Source organism: Erwinia aeris (assembly GCF_041224955.1).
Classification (GTDB): domain Bacteria; phylum Pseudomonadota; class Gammaproteobacteria; order Enterobacterales; family Enterobacteriaceae; genus Erwinia; species Erwinia aeris.
The window spans coordinates 108,622-133,407 of the sequence record NZ_JBGFFX010000012.1 but is presented as its reverse complement, the minus strand read 5'-3'; the positions used below and the strand labels follow the sequence as shown (position 1 = coordinate 133,407).

General features: G+C 54.6%; 18 protein-coding genes. 9 read left to right on the top strand and 9 right to left on the bottom strand.

Annotated elements, in window-relative coordinates:
• The first annotated feature begins 162 nt into the window (after positions 1–162).
• Complete coding sequence (locus AB6T85_RS18335; protein WP_369896353.1) at positions 163–657, top strand: Hsp20 family protein; 495 nt, start codon at positions 163–165, stop codon at positions 655–657.
• A 113-nt stretch (positions 658–770) separates the two neighbouring features.
• On the opposite strand, the gene AB6T85_RS18330 is transcribed toward AB6T85_RS18335, so the two are convergent.
• Positions 771–1,349 (bottom strand): Ail/Lom family outer membrane beta-barrel protein, encoded by a 579-nt coding sequence (locus AB6T85_RS18330; RefSeq protein ID WP_369896336.1) that lies wholly within the window; start codon positions 1,347–1,349, stop codon positions 771–773.
• Between the two features lie 743 nt (positions 1,350–2,092).
• On the opposite strand from AB6T85_RS18330, the gene AB6T85_RS18325 reads away from it, so the two are divergent.
• Positions 2,093–2,500: a SymE family type I addiction module toxin gene (locus AB6T85_RS18325; RefSeq protein WP_369896335.1), complete on the top strand. Its 408-nt coding sequence runs from the start codon at positions 2,093–2,095 to the stop codon at positions 2,498–2,500.
• A 100-nt stretch (positions 2,501–2,600) separates the two neighbouring features.
• On the opposite strand, the gene AB6T85_RS18320 is transcribed toward AB6T85_RS18325, so the two are convergent.
• From AB6T85_RS18320 to AB6T85_RS18295, 6 genes are all read right to left on the bottom strand, one after another.
• On the bottom strand, positions 2,601–3,134 hold the full coding sequence (locus AB6T85_RS18320; RefSeq protein ID WP_369896334.1) for a VENN motif pre-toxin domain-containing protein: 534 nt from the start codon (positions 3,132–3,134) through the stop codon (positions 2,601–2,603).
• Between the two features lie 202 nt (positions 3,135–3,336).
• On the bottom strand, positions 3,337–4,050 hold the full coding sequence (locus AB6T85_RS18315) for a hypothetical protein (RefSeq protein ID WP_369896333.1): 714 nt from the start codon (positions 4,048–4,050) through the stop codon (positions 3,337–3,339).
• Positions 4,051–4,243: 193 nt separating this feature from the next.
• Positions 4,244–13,279, bottom strand: coding sequence for a hemagglutinin repeat-containing protein (locus tag AB6T85_RS18310; RefSeq protein WP_369896332.1), 9,036 nt, complete (start codon positions 13,277–13,279; stop codon positions 4,244–4,246).
• On the bottom strand, positions 13,276–13,821 hold the full coding sequence (locus tag AB6T85_RS18305) for a toxin-activating lysine-acyltransferase (RefSeq protein ID WP_369896331.1): 546 nt from the start codon (positions 13,819–13,821) through the stop codon (positions 13,276–13,278). The genes AB6T85_RS18310 and AB6T85_RS18305 overlap by 4 nt, the downstream gene beginning before the upstream one ends.
• A 9-nt stretch (positions 13,822–13,830) precedes the next feature.
• The gene (locus AB6T85_RS18300; RefSeq protein ID WP_301252306.1) at positions 13,831–15,519 is read right to left on the bottom strand and encodes a ShlB/FhaC/HecB family hemolysin secretion/activation protein; all 1,689 of its coding nucleotides are present in this window, start codon (positions 15,517–15,519) and stop codon (positions 13,831–13,833) included.
• 224 nt (positions 15,520–15,743) lie between these two features.
• A complete protein-coding gene (locus tag AB6T85_RS18295) occupies positions 15,744–16,979 on the bottom strand; it encodes a histidine-type phosphatase (RefSeq protein WP_369896330.1) in 1,236 nt (411 codons plus the stop codon).
• A gap of 268 nt (positions 16,980–17,247) precedes the next feature.
• Here AB6T85_RS18295 and ycgZ point away from each other — a divergent pair, with 268 nt between their 5' ends.
• The 3 genes from ycgZ (at position 17,248) to AB6T85_RS18280 (ending at position 18,254) form a co-directional block, all read left to right on the top strand.
• Entirely contained in the window at positions 17,248–17,493 is a 246-nt protein-coding gene (gene ycgZ, locus AB6T85_RS18290; protein ID WP_253455081.1) for a regulatory protein YcgZ, read from the top strand.
• Between the two features lie 173 nt (positions 17,494–17,666).
• The gene (locus AB6T85_RS18285; RefSeq protein ID WP_253455080.1) at positions 17,667–17,960 is read left to right on the top strand and encodes a hypothetical protein; all 294 of its coding nucleotides are present in this window, start codon (positions 17,667–17,669) and stop codon (positions 17,958–17,960) included.
• Between the two features lie 45 nt (positions 17,961–18,005).
• Positions 18,006–18,254, top strand: a complete 249-nt coding sequence (locus tag AB6T85_RS18280) for a biofilm/acid-resistance regulator YmgB/AriR (RefSeq protein ID WP_125288395.1) — start codon at positions 18,006–18,008, stop codon at positions 18,252–18,254.
• 475 nt (positions 18,255–18,729) lie between these two features.
• Here the strand turns inward: AB6T85_RS18280 and AB6T85_RS18275 are convergent, their stop codons facing one another.
• Positions 18,730–19,332 carry a peroxiredoxin C gene (locus tag AB6T85_RS18275; RefSeq protein ID WP_125288397.1) on the bottom strand — a complete coding sequence of 201 codons (603 nt, stop codon included), beginning with the start codon at positions 19,330–19,332 and terminating at the stop codon, positions 18,730–18,732.
• A 177-nt stretch (positions 19,333–19,509) separates the two neighbouring features.
• Complete coding sequence (locus AB6T85_RS18270) at positions 19,510–20,091, bottom strand: ACP phosphodiesterase (RefSeq protein ID WP_369896329.1); 582 nt, start codon at positions 20,089–20,091, stop codon at positions 19,510–19,512.
• Positions 20,092–20,259: 168 nt separating this feature from the next.
• On the opposite strand from AB6T85_RS18270, the gene queA reads away from it, so the two are divergent.
• The 4 genes from queA to secD all read left to right on the top strand — a co-directional run bounded on the left by queA (position 20,260) and on the right by secD (position 24,781).
• Positions 20,260–21,330 (top strand): tRNA preQ1(34) S-adenosylmethionine ribosyltransferase-isomerase QueA, encoded by a 1,071-nt coding sequence (gene queA / locus AB6T85_RS18265; RefSeq protein ID WP_369896351.1) that lies wholly within the window; start codon positions 20,260–20,262, stop codon positions 21,328–21,330.
• 94 nt (positions 21,331–21,424) lie between these two features.
• On the top strand, positions 21,425–22,549 hold the full coding sequence (gene tgt / locus AB6T85_RS18260; RefSeq protein ID WP_125288399.1) for a tRNA guanosine(34) transglycosylase Tgt: 1,125 nt from the start codon (positions 21,425–21,427) through the stop codon (positions 22,547–22,549).
• 24 nt (positions 22,550–22,573) lie between these two features.
• Positions 22,574–22,906, top strand: coding sequence for a preprotein translocase subunit YajC (yajC, locus tag AB6T85_RS18255; protein ID WP_125288400.1), 333 nt, complete (start codon positions 22,574–22,576; stop codon positions 22,904–22,906).
• A gap of 27 nt (positions 22,907–22,933) precedes the next feature.
• Positions 22,934–24,781, top strand: a complete 1,848-nt coding sequence (secD, locus tag AB6T85_RS18250; protein ID WP_369896328.1) for a protein translocase subunit SecD — start codon at positions 22,934–22,936, stop codon at positions 24,779–24,781.
• The last annotated feature ends 5 nt before the right edge of the window (positions 24,782–24,786 follow it).

Here is a 24,786-nt window from a genome sequence, read left to right as displayed (position 1 = left end):
TTTATGCGTCAGACTCAGGGCGACGATGGCAAACAGGCGGTAAAAAAATTTTATTTGCAACGCTTGAAATAGATTCGGCCGACCCTATTTTACTTACGAGCAGGCGGCGAACCTGCCCGAAATGAGCTTTTGAATAGAGACTGTATTCAGGAGGTTATGATGATGACCGTACGCAACTTCTCCCTGATCCCTTCCTTAAGCGACGCGCTGTTTTCAGACCGTTTCAACCGTATGGATCGGCTGTTCAGCCAGCTGACCGGCGACACGCCCGTAGCCGCTACGCCCGCCTATGATATTCGTCGCGTAGATAAAGATCGCTATGCGCTGGCGGTGAGCGTACCCGGCTGGAAAGGGAGCGAGCTGTCTATTGAAACGGTAGGCGGACAGCTAACCATTTCCGGTAAGAGGGAAGAGCAGAAAGAAACGGAAAGCGCAGAAAATGGCTGGCTGCATCGTGGCATCAGCCGTGCCGACTTCCGTCTTAGCTACACGGTGCCGGAGCATGTAAAAGTCACCGGCGCGAAACTGCAGGACGGCATTCTTGCTGTGGATCTGTATCAGGAAATCCCTGAAAGCGAAAAACCTCGCCGTATCCCTATCACTCACGGCCAGCAGGCAATTGAAAGCCAGCAGGCTATTGAGCATCAGTCTGCGTAAAAGCTTTTACGACGGAGTAAAAAAGGAGCTGCGGCATCGTGCCGTGGCTCCTTTTTTGTCAGCTTTACATCACCGCCTGAGAAAGAGGTGAACTTGCTTTATTATTCGTATGATTAAAAGCTGTAGCCAATACCAATATTAAAACCGTTGATAGAATGGTTTTTATTGCCAGCATCCAGGCGAGAGCCTTCATAACCAATATCAATGGCCAGATACTCTACCGGATTGATTTGCAGGCCGATGCCGTACATCAGAGAAGCTTTGTTTTGATTGCCGGACTCTTCTCCCTTGTTAATATACCCCCTGTCACCCTCATAATTATTCCACTTTGAGCGATAATCCAGCTTGTTATAATTTACCCCTAATAATCCATAGGCGCTGATATACTCATTGAAACGATATGTTGGGCCAGCTGCGAAAGAGTAATATTTTAAATTAATATGGTTATTTATTATATCCCGGTATGCCATAGAAGTACTGTTTTCTTTACCGCTCATATAAGTAAAGGAGCCAATAATACCAAACGGTGAATTCCACTCGTAACGGTATTTAAGGTTAACCCCTCTGATATTTTTAAAATCCTGCACTTTGCTTTGTGCGTAACCGATGCTGAAGGTCTGTTGATCGGCATTCGCGGTCGCGCTGAAACCCAGAGTTGCAAAAACAATGCTGACAATAGCCAGATTTTTCATAAATCATCCTTAATTTAAAATTGACATTGTGTTACAGATTCAGCTAAAGGGCGTGCTTACTATAAAGATTGAAGATGCCTGTATTTCTGCTGAAACAGCTGCATAATAACATGGTGATATTTGCTTTGGGAAGGGTGAGATTTAAATTATGATCCAAGTCTTATTTTTATTTCATTGTTTTTTGTCATAAAAATCAAGAGCCTTTGTCTGGATTTTCTGTTGTTTTGCTTGGTTTTTAACAAAAAAAATAGCATTACTTAACGTAAATGGCATAATTTGTTATTATTTTAAAATGCTTATACTTATTGTGTGTCGATTATCCTGCTGTCATAAATCACTGTCCTGAAAGTTAATTATGTAAAGTCCGATTTATATAGAGTTTTACGCGGACCTGTCTCGCCTGATGCAGGATAAAAACAGGGGGCTTAACGGTATGTGTTATTTATAATGCTGGTGCGGAAACCGACCTGAATTTTATCCTGTGCTTTATAGCGCGGAATGCTGATAATCCTTGCCGCTTTGCAGGTTAGTCTCAGTCTGAAAGGGTAGGGGAGAATAATTGATTTTTCCGAGTCGCCTCGCATTTTAATATTGTCTTTTCAGTGAGTTTGCATGGGGGAGGGTGTATATTTAAACAGGTAAAAGCAGGAAGAGTAAAAGTGGATAGATGATTTTTAGCGCGGCGATATTGGGCTGGACCCCTTTACCGCCGCTGACCACAAGCAACTAGTAAGGAGTTGATCATGGCTGAGCATGATATTAAGCCAGAGGCGAGTATTTCCAAAGCATTACGTAAACTGAAAGTGGGATATACCAACATACGTCACGAAAATCGTTCAACCGGTATGACCACATACTACAGCCAGTGCCCCAGTCTTAACCTTAAAGGTCACTGGCTGGAAGAGGCGGGGTTTGCAACCGGGCAGGCGGTTGAGGTACGGGTTTTGCCGGGCTGCCTAATCCTGAGCATGTGTGAACCCGCGCCGGAACTGCCCGCCGAACCGGAGGTAGTAAGCACGCTGCGTAAGGCCTGTAAAAAGCTTTCGGCTCACAAGCAACGGCAGGTTGAGGAGTTTATCCGGGTAATTGCCACGCCGCAAAAGCGGCCCCGTAAGATCCCGGAAGGGACGATTGAGTGGCGGCCTGTCTGAGGTAACGGACTGGTTATAAGGTAAAATCCCGGCGCTTTGGCCGGGATCCCTGTTTATTGGGGATCTGACGGGGGAGATTTTCGGCTCTTAATTTTGTTTATCAAATCAGTACGCCATCTTTATAACCCTCAACAATGGCTTTAGTAATATTTGCGCCTTCCGGTAAATCACCTTTCGCATTCTTACTCAGCGCGGCACTGGTTTCTTCCATGGTTGCTCCGGCATCAATCATTGAGATTCCCTGCGTTGAAGCTGCCTGGCCGTATCCCATTAGCCCGCCTGGCAGTGAAAGGTTATTGTTCTCAGGCACATTCTTCCCAGCCTGCGCCCCGGCCACAGCATTCGCCGTGCTGTCACCAGTCACGCCTCCGGCAAGTCCTGCCGCCAGCGTGCCCAGCGCGCTGATGGTCTGTTTCTCCGTTTCCGTCAGGTCACCGACGTCTTTACCCGTATACAGCTGTTTCATCACCAGCCCGGCCATCAGCTTGCCGCTGACCGCGCCCGCCAGCGCCGAGTTACCGGATGCGTAAGACGCTACTACCGCCCCGACGACCGCATGGGCCATCGCTTTTGCTTCCGGGTTGCCTTCTGTCAGGACGTGTATCTGCTCTTGTGCCAGTATAAAAACCAGCATCCTATGCTACATAGTGGCCCGCATAACATACTAATTTTAAAAGATTTAAATATGTCATTAGAGGAGAATAAAAATTCTCCTCCTATCCAATAGAATGCAACAACTCTCATAATGAAAAATATCAATGTTGCCAAAATGAATATAGCAATTACCCATATAATATTTGTCGCTAGAAAACGTAACAGGCGAAATTTTGATTGCATTACTTATTCTCCTGCTTGTTTTTTAGCTGTTCCTGGATGAGAGCATTCGATGCTTCGGAACCAATAGAGGAACCTACATTTCCTGCGATACCCGGTACTGGGCTTAATGGCAAAGGTTTACTAGCTCCCATACCAATCTCAACCCATTTCCAGTTTTTCCAGTTGGGGTTAATCAGTTTTTCCAGTGGCCCCTGAATAACTTTACCAACGCCATAACCAATACTTGCCGTTCCGCCACTTATTATTGCACCGGTTAGCTGATCATCACCCTTAATATAGTTTGAGGTAGCTCCACCTGCCGCATTCCAGCCTATCGTACCCAACAGGCCGGTGTTTGATGTGGCCGCGCCAACCCAGCTGGCTATCAGCGCATCGGTATAATTAACTTTGCCATCAACTACATACTGAATAATCGTATTTGCGCCACCACCGATTGCTGCTGTTACCAGCGCGCCTTTCGGTAATACGCCCAGTCCCACAGTACCAGCCAGATGTACAGATACTACTGCGTTACCTTTCACAATATCAGCTGCAAGTTTCACTTTATCCTCAGCTGTAGCATCCGGTATTTTACCAAGCCAGAAGCCCAAGTCTGATCCACCCATTGCTCCGAGTGAATTATTCTCAGCTATAAAGTAAGATCCCCGACTCAGGGGCCGGGAATCTTTTACAAATGTTAAAAACCCTTTACTTTTAATAACCTTGCAACCCACATGACCATTCCTACAAAACTACCAACATAAAAACTGATTTTACATATGAGCAAAAAATCATACGTAGTAAAAGATACTGGAATCTGTTTATAAAAAAGGAAGAAAAACTCTCCAATGGCATATAAAGCAAGACCAGTCAGGAAGATAGACAGCATGCTAATCAAAACAAAGAAAACAAGCAGTAATATTGACCTCATTTCTTATTTTCCTCTTGCTTCATTTTTTGTTCTGTATACTTTCCCCCTAACTCTGAAGTGATACTTCCCCCAATATCACCAGTCAAACCAGGGAAATTACTTGGTGTCATTTCCTTCGAAATACCAAAATCACCTTTTATCTCTGTATATTTCTGTAAGGTTGAATTGAATTTCGGATCCCAGCCATCTTTCCACCAGTTTGCCCCTGCATTAGTCCCCCAAGAAATACCCTTTCCTATACCGTAACCAATACCCGCACCAACACCATTTGTTATTGCTCCAGTTAGAGGATCTTTATCGTCTATCCAGTTTCCTAATGCCCCGCCCGCAGCATTCCAGCCAATGGAACCCGCCAGGCCGTTACCCATACTGATAACGTTTACCCAGCCAGCAATAGCCGCATTAGCCGGATCTATCGTGCCATCCGCCAGATAACTGATGCCTGCATTCGCACCGGCTCCAAGACCCCACATAGTCTGAGCGCCACCCGGTAACAGGGCAACACTACCTGTAGCAAGCGCAAACCCTACGGCATCACGTTCATTCATTGCTTTCTGACATGCGGCCCCACTCGGATTGTCAGAACAGGTCGCCATATCGACGCCATGCTGGCGTATCCATGCAGCCTGAGCATCTTCACTACCGCCGAGTAAATTATTCTCAACCGCATTCTTACCAACCTGGGCACCCGCAACAGCATTCGCCGCACTGTCACCAGCGACGCCTCCGGCAAGTCCTGCCGCCAGCGTGCCCAGCGCGCTGATGGTTTGCTTCTCCGTTTCCGTCAGGTCACCGACTTCCTTGCCCGGATACAGCTGTTTCATCACCAGCCCGGCCATCAGTTCGCCGCTGACCGCGCCCGCCGCGCCTGCCAGCGCCGAGTTGCCGGATGCGTAAGACGCTACCGCCCCGACGACCGCGTGGGCCATCGCTTTCGCTTCCGGGTTGCCTTCCGTCAGGACGTGTATCTGCTCTGCCAGATACGGGCTTGCCGCACCGCTGATGGCCTGACCGATATTTCCGCCCGCCAGACCCTGTATCGCAGCGGTGGCCGCCTGGATACCCTGTTGCAGTGCACTTCCCGTGCCGAACGGCGCCATCGCGTTGTTGTACGCCTGCTTCGCCACGTCCGCATCCGTGAACGGCTTGCCGGAAGCGGCGAGTTGTTCTCTGGCCGCCTGAAGCGCTGCCGGGTCACGCTTCGCTTTTTCCCCGGCTATCTGGCCCTCGGTTCTGGCGATATCGCCAACCTGAGACCCTATCTCCGCTATCAGCTGCGCCGCCTTCAGCCGGTTCTGCTCTTTCTCCTTGTCGAAGATTTGCGCAAGACCCGGATTCGCATTTTCCACGTCGCGGCTCAGCTCTGCAACTTCCTGCTGCTGATTTGCTTCATCGCGGATAACTATCGTGCCTTCGCTGACGGCAGAGTGGGTGGTGGAACTGGCGCTGTCCGAGCCGTTCAGGCCCGCCAGAATATTGCTCGCCATGTTTCCTTCGAACTGGCTGCCGATGGAACCACCCGTGCTGATACCCGCACCCGCGTGCTCAACCCTGTATTCCGCGTGATTGTTGATATCGCTCCAGCCCAGCGTGCCCGTATCCAGCCGGTTTTTCTCCGCCTGCGCCGTCGAGCTGATAACCGCGCCGTCCAGCTGCGTATGCTCACCCACCGTAATATCAAAGCCGCCTTTTCCGGCAAAGATGCCCGTCTGCTCCGTCACCGACCGCCAGTCGCTGTTCATTTTATCCCGCGACGCGTTCACGCTCGCCGTTGCCGTGCCCGCCCCGAAGGTGTAGCCCGCTCCCGCGCCGGCATTCTGCTGCTTCGAGTCGAAGGTCTCGCTGTCCTGCTCGCTGGTCAGCGTCAGGTTGCGGCCCACCTCCAGCCTCACCGCCTCGCCGTTCACCTGCGCGCCGGTCAGGGCGGTATCACGGCCGCTGGTGATGCTGACGTTGTTCCCCGCGTTAAGCGTGGTTTCCACATGGCTGACGCCGTCCGCGTTCTCGTGGCCTTTGCCTTTGTTCACGCTCGCCGAGACGTTAAAGCCGGTGCCGCCCGAACCGGCGGTGATGCCCACGCCCACGCTGCCGCCTTTGCTGCTGTTGGTGGCGCGCGTGCTGCTGCTTTCCTCCGCCGACAGCAGGTTCACGTCGCGGTTTGCCGACAGCAGCATATCCTTACCGGCCTGAAGCTGGCTGCCCTGCACGGTGATATCGCCGTCCTGACCTTTCACGCCGCTTCCTGTCGCGGTGATGCTCAGGTTGCCGCCCGCCGTCAGGCCGCTGCCCTGCTGCGTGGTCTGTGTCAGTGAACTTTCAGATTTTGACGACTGGCTGCCGTAAGAAACACTGACGCCGACGGTCGCATTGTTCGCCGGGTCGTCCCCCTTCGCCGCGTCCAGCCGTGCCGCCTGGGCCGCGCTCACGCCGCTCAGCGCTGCCTTTATGCCCTGCAACGCCGCCACGCGGCCGTCGCTCTCTTCACTGGCCTGCTTAGCCGTGGTCACCGCCGCGTTAAGCGCCGAGCCCGCCGTGCCGGAAAGCGCCAGCGTCAGGCCGAATGTCTTCTGCTCCGTTTTATGCGTTTGTGAAGACTGGTTTTCCGCCGCGAGGATGCTGACCTCCTTGCCGCTCAGGCTGATGTCTTTCCCGGCCAGCACGTCTGAACCTTTCACGGTCAGCCCGTTACCGGCCGTCAGATTAACGCTACCCTGCGTGCTGCCGACGGTGCTGCCCGTGCTGCTGAGGGTTTTGCCATCATCGGTGGTTTTCAGGCTGTTTGTTCCTATGCTCACACCAATGCCGCCCGTACCGGAAAGGCCCGATTTCTTCTCGCTGTAGAAGTGAGATTCTTGCTGCTCAGTGGTAGCGGCCTGAATGTTCAGGTCGTTCCCGGCGGCAAGACTGACATCCTGCGTACCGACCACGTTGCTGCCTGTGACGGTCAGGTCGTGCCCGGCCTTCACGTTTACGCTGTCTCCGCTCAGCAGGCTGCCGCTGGCGGTCTGATTGCTGAAGGTATCGCGCACTTCAGTGGTGGTTCTGGAGCCAAAGCTACTGCTGCCCGTGGCTTTATAATGCTGATCGAAGGTCTCAGTATCGATGCCGTGCTGAAGGTTGATGTCATTGCCTGCGGTCACGCTGAGCTGCTGGCTGGCGGAGATATTACCTGCCGTCACGTTCACATTATTTCCGGCGACCATTTGTACATCACCCGCGCCGGTCACCTCACTGCCAATCTGCTGGCTGGTGGACTGGTGCAGCCAGTTATCGCCCCAGTTGAGGTTGTCCTTACTTCCGGTGGTCACCGTATTCAGATTGAGGTCACGGCCCGCCACAACGGACGTCGTGCCTCCTTCGCCGCTGTTGATTACCTGCGCGGCCTGAAGATTAATATCTCGCCCGGCCTGCAACGCCAGCGTGCCGTTAGCCTGCTGAACGTAAAAACCCGCCACGCGGTCAATAGTGTTGCGGACAAAGTCGCCACCGGCGCTCTCTGCGCTGCGCGTAGTCGTGATTGCATTGATGTCACGACCAGCAAGGATCGAGAGACTGCTATTACCTGAGAATATCCCGCCTGCGTTGTTGATATCCGTGCGTGCGTGCACGGCGACATCATTCCCCTGGATAAGCCCGCCCAGACTATTAATATTGTCAGCCAGGATTTGGGTATTTTGCTGCCCGATAATACGTCCGCTGTTAATCAAATCGCCGCTCAGGTTCAGACTGACATTTTTACCGGCCAGCAGTGCGCCGCTGCCGTCCACGTCACCCGCCTGAACCATAGCGTAAACCTGCGGTACCAGTATTTGCTGCGTGCTGCCATCGGCAAGCTGGACGGTCTGAGCAACCAGCCAGACCATATCGCCTGTCATGTGACTCATCTGCTCAGCGCTCAGCGCCACGCCGAGCGTCAGGTTATATTTTTGACCGAAGGCGATACCTTCGTTCATCAACGCCTTATACTGCTCTTCATCATTTTGCGCACCCTTAAGATAGCGCTGCCCGGTCAGGGCAATGATCTGTTCCCGAATCAGCCGCTGTTCATAATAGCCATCGCCCAGGCGTTTGAGGACGTTGTCAGCATTGCTGGTAAAGGCATCCATCATGTAATCGGAGCCCAGCCACTTTTTCTGGTTAGTAAAGCGCGGATCGGTTTCCACCAGATAAGGGCTGGTGTTTTCCGGGTGCGTGCGGAACAGGCTATTATCCGGCAGGCGGGTGTTTGGCCCAATGGCGCGAACGACACTGCCCGAACTCCCGGTTTTCACTTCAAACGTTTTACCTGCGGGCAGGGTCACCGCACCCGGCATGACTGCTAATAAACTGCCCGCGTTCGGCCCGGCATCAGGCAGGATATTCAGGTTATCCGCATGTTGAACAATGCCGCTGATGTCGCTGTTCTGGCGATCGGAAACAGTCAGACCGCTGCCTTGCCCCTGAGTATATTCCTGCACCGTGCTGGGTTTAAGGGCGATAGCCTGGATCACCGTGGGCGGTACGTAATCTGTGGTATCAACTTTTGATGAGTCGCCGCCTTTGTCTTGATGACGGGAATAGAAGATTGCTTTACCGACATCTTTCGTCTGACGGTTGGCTTCCACTTCCACGTTATTGATAGTGGTCCCCTGAAGCGCCAGCGCGCCACCGGCAACAATCTGGCTCTTGTCGTTAAGGAGATCATTAGCATTGATGCCGAGGTTGCCGCCCGCAATAATCTTCGCCGGGTCACTTTCTTTAACGCGATCTTCGGTGATGGTGCGGGTGTAGGCGTAATGGGTGAAGCGATCGCCGTCTGTGGTATGACAGATAACGCCTTCAATACAAAGAATATTGACCTCATCCTGATAGATGTAGATGGTGTAATCTTTGTCGTTATAGCGCACGCCATTTTTCAGACGAGAGACCTCATACTCAGAGATATCTTCCTGAGAAACCAGTACGTTCTCCAGTGAGAAGTGGTCATTGATATTGTTGATACTGGCAATATTTAGCGCCATATCCCCCGCAGATTCGAGGGTCGCGCTGTGGTTGTTCAGCGTCGCGGCCTGACCGATGGCCTGATAGTCGCCATTGAGCGCGCCGCCGACGGCCATCAGCCCATCGCTGTAGATCAGTGCGCGATCGCGGTTGTTAATGGTGGTGGCGCCAATATCCAGCCTTTGCCGGGCAGCAATCGTAGCCGCTTGCCCATTCTCCGCCAGGTTGTTCAGCGTTCCCGCGCTAATCGCCAGCGCGTCACCGTAGATGCGCCCGCTGCCAATATTGCTGACGGTTTCCCCGTTAATGCGGGTGTAAAAACCGTCGATAAGCCCGGAGTTGGACACGGCATGTGCCGCATTTACCTGCGTGGTTCCTGCGTTGATTTCTGCCGCCGCGCCGTTGAAGACGTTGTTTGCCGACAGTGTGAGGACGCGGCCTGCCTGGATCAATGCCTGGTTGGTCAGATTGCCTTGAGTGGTCAGGCTCAGATTGTTGTTGGCCTGAATGCTGCCGGTGTTGAGCAAGTCCTTCGTCAGCGTGAGCGTCAGGTCGCCCAGCGATAACAGTTTACCGTCGCCGGTCATTGCGTCGCCGGAGAGGCGGATAAGTGTGCCCGCCTCAATATCACCGGCGCTGTTAATAATCTGCTGAGCCTGTGCGTTCAGACTGTTTTGCGAACTGAGCAAACCTGTGCTGTTGTTCAGTTCTCCGCCGAGGTTTAAATTCAGGCCGTCGTCGGCCAGAATTTGCCCGTTGCTGTTGTCCAGATCGGTGGCATTGAGGGTTACAGTGCTGCCCTGGATCCCCAGGCTGACGGCACGGGTATTTTGATTAAGCGCCTGTGCGGCGTTGAGGGTGACATTGGCCGCACCGTGGATGAGGCCGGCACCGTTATCAATCACCGACTGCGCCGCGCTGAGAACCATGTCCCCCAATGACTGGATTTGTCCCTGACGGTTACTGAGCCTCTGGGTCGTCAGATCCAGCGAGCCTTTGCTGGCAATGTGCCCTTGCTGGCTGTTATCGAAAACGGCAGCGGTGAGTGACATTGCGCCGCCGGCTGCCAGCACCCCCTGCTGATTGTCGAAATCAGCGGTATCCAGTGATACCCGGTTTTGTGCGCTCAGCGTGCCGCCCCGATTGTTCAACGTAAAACCCTGCGTATTCCACCGCACGTTTTGCCCGGACTGCAAGGTGCCCCTTTGATTGTCCAGCGCCCGGCTCGTGGCAGCGATATCGCCCAGGGCCACAATCTGTCCCTGCTGGTTATCCACATCCTCAGCAGTAAGGGTTATTTGCTGATTGCTTATCATCGCGCCTTGCTGATTTTCCAGCGCTCCGGCTTTAACGGTCAGAGTGCCCTGGCTGGTGATGCCGCCGGTGCTGCCACTTCTGTTGTTACTCAGCATTGCTCCCTGCGTATCAATCAGCAGATTTTTAGCGCTCTGGATCAGACCGCGGTCGTTGTTTTGCACACCCTGGTTGGTCAGTGAAAGATCGCCCAGCGCAGAGATTTGACCGCCATCATTATTGAGCAAAGACGTCCACAGCGAGGTATCGTCGCCGCTCACTATTTTCCCGCTGCGGTTGTCCAGTTCACCGCTGTTAACAGACAATACGCCCGTGGCGACAATATGCCCGGCGGAAGTGTTATCGGTGCGCTGGCCGTGGGTGTCGAGCGTTAATGTACCGCCGGATTGCAGCCGGCCTGACTGATTGTTCAGCGCGCCGCTGCTCAGGGATATGGCCTCATCGGCCAGCCATTTACCTGCCTGATTATTCACATTACCCGTGGTGGCCGTCAGCGATTGCGCCGCAATTTGCCCGTTGTGGTTATCAATGTCTCCCGTTGCCAGCTTCATGCTGCCCGCGCTGATGATGCCGCCCTGAACATCGCTGTCAGCATTGAGTACGGTTGCGCCACGGCTGTTGAGATCTAACGCTTCTCCCGACTGGATCAGGCCGCCGCTGTTATCAACCGCGCCGCTCAGCGACGTTAAATCTCCACCGGCGGCAATAATGCCCGCGCGGTTATTCAACGCGCCGTCGAGCGTCAGTTGCAGATTATTCTGGCCAGCGGCAATCAGCCGGCCTTGCTGATTATTCAGCTGCGCGGCGTTAAGCGACAATGCACCTTGTGAGGTGACAGCACCGTCCAGGTTATCTAACAGTCCGGTGACGTTGAGGTTCATCGGCCCGCTGCCACTTTGCGTCATCTGGCCTGAATGGTGTGAAACCGTGTCGGCATAAAGCGTAATTCCCGTTGCCTGCGTCACGGTATTATCCAGGTTGAGTACCGAACCGCTCAGGCTTAATGCACCGTTGCCGACCAACGTGCCCCGTGCGCCGTCCAGCTTGCCGGTATTAATCGTAAGCTGGCCGTCTCCGGCATGAAAAATTGTTCCCTGCTGGTTATCCAGCGTGGCGCTGTTCAGGGTCAGATTTTTGCTGTTGCTGGCGAGGGAGCCTTCACGGTTGTTGATGCCCCCAGCATGTGAGAGTTGCAGATCCTGTTGTCCGAGCTGCTGCACCGTGCCTTTCTGGTTCGAAAGGCGGTTCGCTGTCAGGTTAAGCTGGTCTGCGGCAATTTTTCCGCCGTCGTTGTTGAGCGTTCCGCGTGTGCTGGCCGTCAGCTGATGCATGGCGGAAAGATTGGCGTTTGCGGTACTGATATCCCCTTGACTGGCCTGCAAGCTGATGCTGTCACCATACGTCTGGCTGCCGCTGAGATCGACAGACGTGGCACTGGCGTTCAACTGGCCGCCTGCCATATTTTGCCCGCGCGCCTTTAATTCACCACGGCTGGTCAGCGTTAAATTCCCGGTCGATGCCAGCCTGCCGTCGCTGGCAACGCCGGCCGCGAGTACGCTCTGCGCGCCGCTGTTAATATTGCCTGCCGAAATGCGGGTGTCTGCGCCTGCGGCAATAAGGCCGGTGTTACTGAGGCTGGCCTGGCTTGTAATATCCGTATTGGCCGTCGCATAAATTTTGCCCTGGTTATCCACCGTTGCCGATGCAGCCAGCTGTATATTTAGCGACGCATTTATCGCGCCGCTGTTGATGAGCTTACCGTCTGCATTGACAACAACATCACCGGCCGACGCGCCCAGCGCCCCGGCATTGTGAACGCCGACGCCGGATTCTGTACCGAGCAGGCGAATGCTGTTGGCATACATGCCGCCAAGCTGCGAAACATCAATCGCCAGCTGTGGCCGGGCGCTGCCGTCATCCGCTTTTTTATCAATGCGCTGATGTGCGGCATCGACCTGATTACGCCCGGTCGTTACATTCAGTTCATTTGCCCAGATACCGGCGTTCACTTTGACGGCGCGCGAAATCAGGTCGGTGCTGTCCTGCTGGCTGCTGTCGAGTCCGTTGCCCTGAATAACAATTTCGCCGCGGCCAACGTTGTATCCTGTCAGGTGACCATTATTCATCTGCGCCTGACCTGTCGTCAGCGTGGCGCGGTTTGCGTTAATAAAGCCGCAGCCGTTGCAGGTGATACCCGACGGGTTAGCAATCACCACCTGCGCCTTCTGCCCGGCAACCTCAATAAAGCCGTTCAGCTGGCTTGGGTTGCGTGCATTGACCTCATTGAGAATGACCTTCGCTTCCCCTTTTGCCAGCCACGGGTTGTTGCTGACCATTCCGGCAATTTGCGTTTGGGTGTTGGCGTGTGAGTTATTGAGCACCACGCCTTTTTTATCCACATCGAACTGGCTGTAGACATTGCGGGAAACACCGGCGGCGCTGGGGGTCTGGATATTGATCTGCGGAGTACCGTTGGCGCTATGAATAATGGTGGGTTGCTGGCCGCCCGGCGCACTGCCATCGGCGACGATACCTGCCTGCACGGGGTGAACAGCTCCCAGCGCCAGCAGCAGGGCAAAACTCACGCCATGAACCTTACCAATCAGCTGGCTGAGGGTATGGCCGGTACCGGATGAAAACGGCGATGCGCCCGCCCGGCCTGCACCGGCAATATCCGCCACGACCATCAGCAGGCCGCGTGCTTTGTTGAAAACAATACGGTAGAGGTTCTTATTCATGACAGCGTCCTTACTGGCATTTCTGTAACAGGAACAGACAGCGGATGTGCAGCACGCCAGGCTCTGGCCTGCTGATGACTGATACGATCGCCTTTGAAATTTATGACCCGCTGACCTTTTTCAGCCCCGCGGTGATAGAGCGCACGAAAGCAGCACTCGGGGAAAAGGGTATTGCCGACCAGGCGACGCATGGCCATCGTATCGCCAAAAGGCGCTATCCAGTCGCGGATCCACATCCGCTCGCCACTTGCCCAGTCACGATCCTGCACGCTGATCGCCGGTTGTTTCAGGTAACGTCGCTCGGCAACGTCGTCCAGCCACATCCAGCTTAAGAAAAACAGCGGTCTGGCGTCGCGGCTAACCAATGCATACTGTTGCCGTTTAATGATGGGCAGAAGCACCGTCGGCAGCGCATGGAGAGGCAAGTCGCGATGCGCTGCCGAGTGCATCCATAACCAGACGGCGGCACCGAAAGCTTCAGCTTCACTCATATCCCCACCAAGGATCATGGGTGAATGAATGTTATAAGGCCCTGTTTGCATCCCTGCCTCTTAATATTGCCAGTTGAGGTTGAAGCCCAGCGACACCGGATTGGTGCTGAAGCCGTCGGGTCTGGAGAACGGCACGGCAGCGAACAGGTCATAGCCTGTTTTAAATGCCGAACCGCGAATGCCGATAGCGCCCCCGGCGAGGTGGTTGCCGACCAGATATTGCGTGCCGTTCCCGCCGACTTCGCCGTAGTCAACGCCCAGATAAAGTTCCTGCGCCGGCACCGGCGTGGCCCAGGCGATATCATTCCGCACGAACCACCCGCGATCGGCGTTTAGCGTCCGTTCGCCGTCAAAGCCGCGTACCGTCCAGCGGCTGCCGATGGCCAGCTGATCCTGCGGCGTCAGTGGCGTGTGGCTTATCTGGCGTTGGTATTGCAGGTTGTGGCGAAAGCGCTGGTTGCCCAGGGTAAAAGGCGTCTCCAACTGGGCAGAAAGCTGCAGGATTTTTGACAGCGCGGTGCCTTCGCCCCAGTATTCTTCCGGTGCCGGGATGGCGCCAAACCAGCGGGTGCCGCGCTGGTAGCTGATGCCCGCATCCAGCGTGGACCAGGGCAGATAATGGCGATGCTGAAGTCCGGCACGCCAGCCAGCCGTGCGACGACGTTGAACCTCGATTTCCGTGTCGTTGATATAATTTCGGGTTTCCCTCGCCAGAATATCCCAGCTGAAGGTGGTTTTCTGACGGTCGTTACGGTGCAGCAGGCGGCTAAGGCGGAAACTGATGTTCTGGCTTTTACCGCTGTAGCGATAGTCCTGATTAAGTCCGGCGACCGTCTGATGATAGTCATAGCTGTTGGCGGTTATCCCTGCGTCCCAGTAACCTAAAGGCAGCGAATAGTGGCCGGTAAAATTACGGGAGCCTTTATCGCCGTGATGGATCAGGCCAGCGCTGGCGGAAAGATAGAAGAGATCGCTGAGTGAAAGAGGATTATCCAGCGACAGCGTCAGACCGCCCTGATAACGCCCGGTGCTGCGGGTGCCAGAATCATCCAGCGAGACGCCAGCGCGCCACATTTTGCTTTGCTGTCGATGCAGCACTATATCGCTTTCTCCCGGTGCTTTACCCGGAACGATTTCCATACTGGCCTGCACCGTAGGCAGCCGTTGCAGGTTTTCCAGCCCCTGTTCGATATCACGCAGATCCAGCAGGTCTCCGGCGTGGGCCGGGAAAGCGCTGTAGAGAGTGAAATAGCGGTTGCTTTCCGGCGTCAGCATCACCTGACGAATTTTTCCCGCCAGGATGCTCAGCTTCAGCTCGCCGCTTTTCAGATCCTGTGAAGGCGCCAGCACACGAGTCGTGATGTAGCCGTGATCGATCAGGCGGTTTTGCAGCGCGCTCATCAGCAGATTAATGCCTTTCCCGCCCAGACAGTGACCAACAGCCTGACCGGCGATCCGCTGTAAAGGCAGCCAGTGCGGTAACGCGCCTGTTCCCTTCAGAACGACCCGGTTCAGTGGGAAACAGGGTTTTTCCTGGGGAAAGACCAGCCGACTGAAACCTGAGGCCGGTGGCGTAAGGCGTACGTCCGGCACTGTGGGCCGCAACTGCTGCTCCAGGGCATTTTGCCGCTGCAAAATCAGCGGTTCGTTAGCGGGCGTTACGGCAAGTGTTTTTAACGGCAATATAGCGGTTATGAAAATGAAGCTGTAAAGGCAAAGCGGGGCGAAACGATGGCTGAAAACCAACATTGACGAATCCTTGTCAAATAATTATTTAATTAATAAAGAATTTTTCAGCGTAACGATCGAGGGTCGATCGGACAGCGTAACTATATCGCCTTATGATAAGTAGGGTTTTTCTGATTTACAATCAGAAATATTGTCTGGTCAGGAAGGTGAGGGGCCGAAGCCGATCCTGCTTTCGGCCAGAACTAAGGAAGCAGCGCTTCAGAGAAAGGCGATCGGCCCCTCCCTTACAAAGGGGCAATATGTTTTTCAATCCGCTGCATAGCGGCCTGCCAGGGACACAGCGTGCCTGGGGCCATTTGCCTGCATCCCGGAAACGTCAGCTCGGTCAGCAGCGGAGGGTGCTGCTTATCGAGTGGCGTAAGCTCGCGCAGCTGGGCAAGGCTTTGCGCCTGAAAATAGATGCGGATAAAACGCTCGCCCTTGTATCGCCACCGTTCGAATACCAGACTGCCGCCGGGCGGAATATTGCCGTGCGGATAATCGGCCTGCTGCCAGCGGAAATCCAACAGGGTACGCAGCCAGGCGATATTGATATCATGAGCGACATAGAGCAGCCAGCGCACGTCCGGCGGCGCGTCGGTTGCTCTCTCTCCGGTCGCGCCTGCGCGCAGCGCGCTGGCAATCTGGCTCATCAGCCCTGAAGCGCCGCGGCTGGCCAGCGTGGGCAAATCGTTGGTGTAATCATATTTAGCGCTCAGCAGCGGCAGCAGCGCGGCCAGTTCCGCCTGATTATTAACCTTGCCAAAGGCCACTTCGCTAAGTGGCTTGTTTTCGCTCCATTCCAGCCGCAGCGTTTCCGCCATTGCAGCCAGCGTATCCAGTCCCTGAATGCCGACCGTGCCGTTCGACCAGGTGGCAAGCTGCCAGGGCTGGCTGAAAACAGGGCAGGGCCGGGCGGGCTGACAGACGGCTTTTTTTAACGCGTCGATTTGCGGTTGCAGCCGCCGCTGCGCGTCTGCCAGGCTGCCGCCCATCGCGCGTAGCGCTTCCTGACGATGCGTCGCGGCCTGCTCCTGGCTGACTTTCTCGTTGGGAAGCTGAAACAGCGAGGCCGCCATGACATGTGCCGCAATGTCGCAGCCCGGAAAAGCCGCCTCGGCTAACACCTGCGCTGTGGCCCGGGTACGCTGCATCGGACTGGCTATCAGGTGAAAATCCCGTTCCTTCGGGCAGCCTTCGCCCAGCAGGCCCGCTTCACGATAGTAACTGCTCTCGTAACGTCCTTTCAGCCAGGCTGCCGTATAGCCGTGACCGGTCAGGTTACCGTCTGCGGTCAGCCAGTCGGGCCAGCGCCGGGCCGAACCGTTTTCAATAGCTCGTCGGTTATCCGGCGAAGGCGGGCGAACGCCATGTCGGCTGACTTCCACTACCTTTTCCAGCACGTAGTCCGCCTGTACGGGCTGGCTAAAAAAAGCCGTGAGGCCAGCAAAAAGCACGACCGCGGAGAAAAACTTGTACATCCATACATCCTTAAAGATTCGTGCTGCCAAAAGCATCCTGGTGACTATTCAATTTGTAGGGAGCGAAAAACGCAGCTTCACCTGCTATAACACCTGAATATCCCTCTCAAAAAACAGGCTGACAGAGTATTACACTGCGGGCCGCACTTTTTGCTACAAGAAATCGGCTTGTACAACTTCAAAATAGCTGTACACATTTGCCGAAACTGGTTAACTTAAGCGCAGAATTATTTAAACACGTTTTAACCTACCAACTGAAGGGGGCTGTATGCGTCAGGATGGATTTAACCCGAAAACTGAAGGTGATATCAGTCGCTACTTCAGTGAAGCGATGATGCCCTCTCAACAGGAAACGTTGGGGCAGATCGTGGTGGAGATTCTGCGTTCGGGTAAAAATATTAACCGCAAGGCGATCTGTTCTAAACTGCTGAGGCGGCTTGAACTGGCCTCCGATGCGGAACAGGAAAAGCATTATCACGAGCTGATAGGCATGTTGTTTGGCCGTGAGGACTGAGTTTCAAAGCCTGGATGATGATTACCAGACGTCCTAACTTTTCTGCTCGGCCCGGCCTGCTTTCCCGCCTGGCCCTTTGATCGGCGGTGGTTGGCAAACCTGCTGCCTCCCAGGGTTACTTCCGGGAACTGTGGCTATTTATGTGCCCACATCACTGATACAGAGAAGCTGGTATGTACAGAAATGACGATGAAAAACTGATTGATATAGTGCTGGGTGAGGCCGTACTGGTGCTGTTAAAAACCGATGCTACCATCAATAACGCCGCGCTGATCCGTCAGCTGCAGGCGATGGCCGCCGTGGAAAAAAGCGCTGCCAGGCACCGTGCCTGCAAACAGGCTATTATCGATGTCAGAAATAATATAAAGACTGGTAACAATCGCTATACGCACGAAATTCGAGACGTGGATAACGTGACGCACCTTTTTACCAGCGAAGGCCCGCCGGACGGCACCAAAAAACATTGAGTCAATTCAGGTGGGGATATCCCGCCCTTTATAAAGGCGAATACTATGCAGCAGCACTCTTCAGAGCCGGGCATCCTTGAACATTTTCAGGGAGAAGGTGATTTACTGGCTCAGGAAACCAAAGTTATCGGCGCCGTGATCAGAGAAATTGCGGCAGCCGGTGGCTACGTAACGAACAAAGCGATTATCCTGAAGCTGATTGAAAAGCTGGAAAACACCTCTGATGTCGTCCAGCTGGATATCTTCCGCCAGGCGCTGGAAGTGGTGGTGGCCCGCACGCCTGACGACGCATAACCTTCACCCACATCCCAGGCGGCTTATGCAGATCGGCAAAAAGCCATAGCCGAAGCCTGTTGCCTGGGACAGTTGAAAAAAGGGGTTGTGCAGGGACTATAAGGGGTTAATGGAAGCGGTCGAGTATCGATCGGAAAGCGCGTTGAATAGCGGCCTTCATGTTTTCGTCTGTGGCTTGTGCGCTGTGAATCTGAAGTCTAATCAGGATGTTATGTCGTCCTACCGGTTCGCCGCTTTCCAGCAGCTCTGCTACGGCTCTGCCAATGAGGGCACAGATTTCTGAAGAATACGCCTGCTCTTTTTTGGGCACTCTCTTCCCTCTTTGAACTGTACCTGTAAACAGACTATCACAGCCCGCCGCGGCGTGCTGTATATTTAACCTGGTGCGCCCGCATCAAAAGCTTAAGCCGCCTGAATTGCCCGCATAAAAAAAGCTCGCCGAAGCGAGCTCTATTCAGCAGTCTGCAAAAAGATATTACAGCTTGCCAGCGTTCTCAGACAGGTATTTCGCTACGCCGTCCGGAGAAGCGCCCATGCCTTCTTTGCCTTTTTCCCACTGAGCCGGGCACACTTCGCCGTGCTCTTCGTGGAACTGCAGCGCGTCAACCATACGCAGCATTTCATCAACGTTACGGCCCAGCGGCAGATCGTTAACAACCTGGTGGCGAACCACACCGGCTTTGTCGATCAGGAAAGAGCCGCGCAGCGCAACGCCTGCATCCGGATGCTCGATGCCGTAGGCTTTCTGGATTTCACGTTTGATATCCGCAACCATCGCGTATTTTACTTCGCCGATGCCGCCTTTATCGATTGGGGTCTTACGCCATGCGTTGTGAACGAACTCGGAGTCGAAAGAGACGCCGACCACTTCCACGCCGCGCTTCTGGAATTCTTCATAACGCTTGTCGAAAGCGATCAGCTCAGAAGGGCAAACAAAAGTGAAGTCCATTGGCCAAAAGAACACAACGGTGGCTTTACCAGCGGTGTGTTTTTTAAAGTTAAAGTTTTCTACGATTTCACCGTTGCCCAGCACGGCTGCGGCGGTGAAATCAGGGGCCTGACGAGTTACGAGAACCATAGTCACTCCTGTAAGGATAAATTAAGGGAAACGGCCGCCAGTATGGGGCGGGATAGCGTTGTAAACCAGCGATAACCGCCGATTTCTCTGATAGGCTTTACCTATCAAAAAGCTTTTTTATTCAATGTGTTCGCCAACAATAACCTTTTTCAGCAAAAGGGCAAGCGGCAATCGTGGCTACAGTAACTGCTGGCGGGCTTTTGCCATCATCTGCGGATAAAACTGCCGGAAAACAGCGTCGAGCTGTTGATAATTATCAACAAAATCCTGATAGCAATCTGCCAGCGCGGCCAGGCGAGGACGGCGGCTGGCCATCCCGGTCAGCACGTTTTGCAAATAGGGCGCTTCCGCATACTTTTCCATCCAGCGATCCGTCCACAGATAGCGATTCAGATGCTGGAAACGCTCCGGCGTGGTGGCAAGGTGCGGGCCGATCTCCGCCCGCGCCTGACGTAAAAAATCCGGTAAGGCCGTTTCCGGCACGATCTCATCCCAATGACGGGATAAAAAGTGATCCCAGATGACGTCCAGCGCGATAGGCGATACGCGATAGGTTTCGGGGCGGAAAAAACCGCGTGCGACCCGGACTTCCGGCAGGGCGTCGGTCATGACGTCAACGCGTCGGTGCAGCAAAATGCCGGCGGCAACGTTATCAGGCCAGACGTCACGCGGATTGCCGCGCACGAAGTCAGCCATCAGGTTGCCGAGCAGGGAGCTGTTGGCCAGCCGCGCCAGATGAAGGTGAGCGAGAAAGTTCATCGCGGCAGTATATCGGCTTCTGCCGTGTCGGGATACCGTTGATAGTGGCGTGCAGAGCGCATCGACGCCCGTTGGCGGACGGTTTAACCGATAGATGCGGCGAATGGTTCAGAATTGGCGGGTTTTCAGCTAGAATGTGCGCCCTGATTTCCCTGACTGTGAATGACCATGCGCGTTGCCGATTTTTCTTTTAAGTTGCCCGAATCTTTGATTGCCCACTATCCGCAGGCCCAGCGCAGCGGATGCCGTCTGCTGTGCCTTAACGGCCCGGACGGCGCGCTGACCCACGGGGTGTTCACCGATTTACTGGATTTGCTCAATCCGGGCGACCTGCTGGTTTTTAACAATACGCGCGTGATCCCGGCGCGTATTTTCGGACGTAAAGCCAGCGGCGGCAAAATCGAAGTGCTGGTTGAACGGATGCTGGACGAGCATCGCGTGCTGGCCCATATTCGCGCCTCTAAAGCGCCGAAAGCGGGCGCCGAGCTGCTGCTTGGCGACGACGAAAGCGTCAAAGCGACGATGGTTGCCCGTCACGACGCGCTCTTTGAGCTGCATTTCGACGACGAGCGCGCCGTGCTGGATATTCTGGACGCCGTCGGCCATATGCCGCTGCCGCCTTATATCGATCGTCCTGACGAAGACGCGGATCGCGAGCTTTACCAGACTGTTTACAGCGAACGTCCCGGCGCGGTAGCGGCGCCTACTGCTGGCCTGCATTTTGACGAACCTATGCTGGAAGCGCTGCGGGCGAAAGGGATTGAAACCGCTTTCGTTACGCTGCACGTCGGCGCGGGCACGTTCCAGCCGGTACGCGTGGACAGCATTGAAGATCATATTATGCACGCCGAGTATGCTGAGGTTCCGCAGGAAGTGGTGGATGCGGTGCTGGCGTGCAAAGCGCGCGGCAACCGTGTCGTCGCCGTAGGCACAACTTCCGTGCGCTCGCTGGAGAGCGCAGCGGCGGCGGCCAAAGACGCGTTGATTGCGCCGTTCTTCGACGACACCAAAATTTTTATTTATCCCGGCTATGAGTATCAGGTTATTGATGCGCTGGTCACCAATTTCCATCTGCCGGAATCGACGCTGATTATGCTGGTTTCCGCTTTCGCGGGCTACCGTCACACCATGCACGCTTACGAGCAGGCGGTGGCGGAGAAGTATCGCTTCTTCAGCTATGGCGACGCGATGTTTATCACCCGCAATCCGCAGGCGATAAACGAGCAGGTCGGTAAATAATGCCATAACCGGCTTTGTCCGGTTGCGACGCCTGCGCCCGACCGGGGCGCAGGTCAACTCTTAAGCATCAGACTGTTTCTCTGATGGAGGCAACGTGAAGTTTGAATTAGATACTACTGATGGGCGCGCGCGCCGTGGCCGTCTGGTTTTCGATCGCGGCGTGGTGGAAACCCCGGCCTTTATGCCTGTGGGCACCTACGGCACCGTAAAAGGCATGACGCCGGAAGAAGTGCAGGATACCGGCGCGCAGATTATTCTCGGCAACACTTTCCATCTGTGGCTGCGTCCCGGCCAGGAGATCATGAAGCTGCATGGCGATCTGCACGACTTTATGCAGTGGAAAGGGCCAATCCTGACCGACTCCGGCGGTTTCCAGGTGTTCAGCCTGGGCGACATTCGCAAAATCACCGAAGCGGGCGTGCATTTCCGCAACCCGATTAACGGCGACAAGATCTTCCTCGATCCTGAAAAATCGATGGAGATCCAGTACGATCTCGGTTCCGATATCGTGATGATTTTCGACGAATGCACGCCTTATCCTGCCGACTGGGATTACGCCAAACGCTCGATGGAGATGTCGCTGCGTTGGGCGCAGCGCAGCCGCGACCGCTTTGATTCGCTTGAAAATAAAAACGCGCTGTTCGGGATTATTCAGGGCGGCGTTTACGAAGATTTACGAGATGTCTCCGTAAAAGGACTGGTAGAGATCGGCTTTGATGGTTACGCTGTGGGCGGCCTGGCGGTCGGCGAGCCGAAAGAGGACATGCACCGTATTCTGGAGCACGTCTGTCCGCAGATCCCTGAGGACAAACCGCGCTATCTGATGGGCGTCGGCAAACCGGAAGATCTGGTTGAAGGCGTACGTCGCGGTATCGATATGTTTGACTGCGTGATGCCTACCCGCAATGCCCGTAACGGCCACCTGTTCGTGACTGACGGCGTGGTGAAAATCCGTAACGCGAAATATAAAGATGATACGGCGCCGCTGGATGCGGAGTGTGATTGCTACACCTGTCGCAACTATAGCCGCGCCTATTTGTATCATCTGGATCGTTGCAACGAAATACTGGGTGCGCGTCTTAACACTATTCATAACCTGCGCTACTACCAGCGCCTGATGGCTGGTTTACGCAAGGCTATTGAAGAGGGTAAATTAGAGCACTTTGTTACCGAATTTTATGCGCGGACGGGCAAAGCGGTTCCGCCGTTAAACGTCTGATAATTAATCAATGAGGGAAAATTAATGAGCTTGTTCATTTCTGATGCAGTGGCTGCTGCGGGTGCGCCAGCACAGGGAAGCCCGTATTCGCTGGTCATCATGCTGGTGGTTTTTGGTCTGATCTTCTATTTCATGATCCTGCGTCCACAGCAGAAACGTAGCAAAGAGCATAAAAAACTGATGGATTCCATCAGCAAGGGTGACGAAGTGCTGACCACCGGCGGCCTGGTCGGACGCGTAACCAAAGTGGCGGATACCGGCTATGTAGCTATCGCGCTGAACGAGACGACGGAAGTTGTGGTCAAACGTGATTTCGTGGCTGCCGTTCTGCCGAAAGGTACGATGAAGGCGCTGTAATTTTTTGTTTTCCCTAAGGGAACTGCCGTGTTAAACCGTTATCCTTTGTGGAAGTACATCATGCTGATCGTCGTGCTTATCGTCGGTCTGCTCTATGCGCTTCCCAACCTGTATGGTGAGGATCCGGCTGTTCAGATCACCGGCGCGCGCGGAAGCGCCGCCAGTGAACAGACGCTGAATCAGATCCAGAATGTTTTAAACGAAGAGAAAATCCAGAGCAAATCCATTGCGCTGGAAAACGGCGCTATCATGGCGCGCTTCGCTAACGGCGACGTGCAGCTGCGCGCTCGTGACGCCATCATCAAAACGCTGGGCGAAGACTACGTTGTCGCGCTCAACCTTGCTCCAGCCACGCCAGGCTGGCTGAGTATGCTGGCCGCAGAACCGATGAAACTCGGTCTCGATCTGCGCGGCGGCGTGCACTTCCTGATGGAAGTCGATATGGATACCGCCCTGGGCAAGCTCCAGGAGCAGAATATCGATAACCTCAGAAGCGATCTGCGCGACAAAAATATTCCCTACACCAACGTGCGTAAAACCGATAACTACGGTCTGGAAATTCGTTTCCGTGACGCACAGGCGCGTGACGACGCCGTCAGCTATCTGACCGGCCGCCATCGCGATCTGGTGATCAACGCCAGCGGCAGCAACCTGCTGCGTGCGGTCATGTCGGATGACCGCCTGCGTGAAGCGCGCGAATATGCGGTTCAGCAGAACATTACTATCCTGCGTAATCGCGTGAACCAGCTTGGCGTTGCCGAACCGCTGGTGCAGCGTCAGGGCGCTGACCGCATCGTGGTCGAGCTGCCGGGTATTCAGGATACCGCGCGTGCTAAAGAGATCCTGGGCGCGACCGCCACGCTGGAATTCCGTCTGGTTAACACCTCCGTCGATCCTACCGCTGCCGCCAACGGCCGCGTACCGGGCGATTCCGAAGTGAAAAATACCCGCGACGGCCAGCCGGTAACGCTGTACAAGCGCGTGATCCTGACCGGTGATCACATCACTGACTCGACGTCGAGCATGGATGAGTACAACCAGGCACAGGTTAACATCTCGCTGGACAGCGCGGGCGGCAACATCATGTCCAACTTCACCAAGGATAATATCGGCAAGCCGATGGCAACGCTGTTTGTGGAATACAAAGACAGCGGTAAGAAAGACGCCAACGGTCGCGCTATCCTGGCAAAGCAGGAAGAAGTGATTAACGTCGCGAATATCCAGTCTCGCCTGGGCAACAGCTTCCGCATCACCGGCATCAGCAATCCAAACGAAGCGCGTCAGCTGTCGCTGCTGCTGCGTGCGGGCGCGCTGATTGCGCCAATCCAGATTGTGGAAGAACGCACCATTGGTCCAACTATGGGCGCGCAGAACATTACTCAGGGTCTGGAAGCCTGCCTGTGGGGCCTGATCGCCTCTATCGTGTTTATGGTGGTTTACTACCGTAAATTCGGCGTGATTGCGACCACTGCGCTGGTGGCAAACCTGGTGCTGATTGTGGGGATTATGTCTCTGCTGCCCGGCGCCACGCTGACCATGCCGGGTATTGCCGGTATCGTGCTGACGCTGGCGGTCGCCGTTGATGCTAACGTACTGATTAACGAACGTATCAAGGAAGAGCTGAAGAACGGACGCTCCGTTCAGCAGGCGATCCATGAAGGCTACAGCGGCGCGTTCTCCAGTATTATCGACGCCAACGTCACCACGCTGATCACGGCTATTATCCTTTATGCTGTCGGTACGGGATCCATTAAAGGCTTCGCTATCACCACGGCTATCGGTGTAGTGACCTCTATGTTTACCGCTATTGTCGGTACCCGCGCCATCGTCAACCTGCTGTACGGCGGTAAACGCATCAACAAGCTGTCTATTTGAGGAGT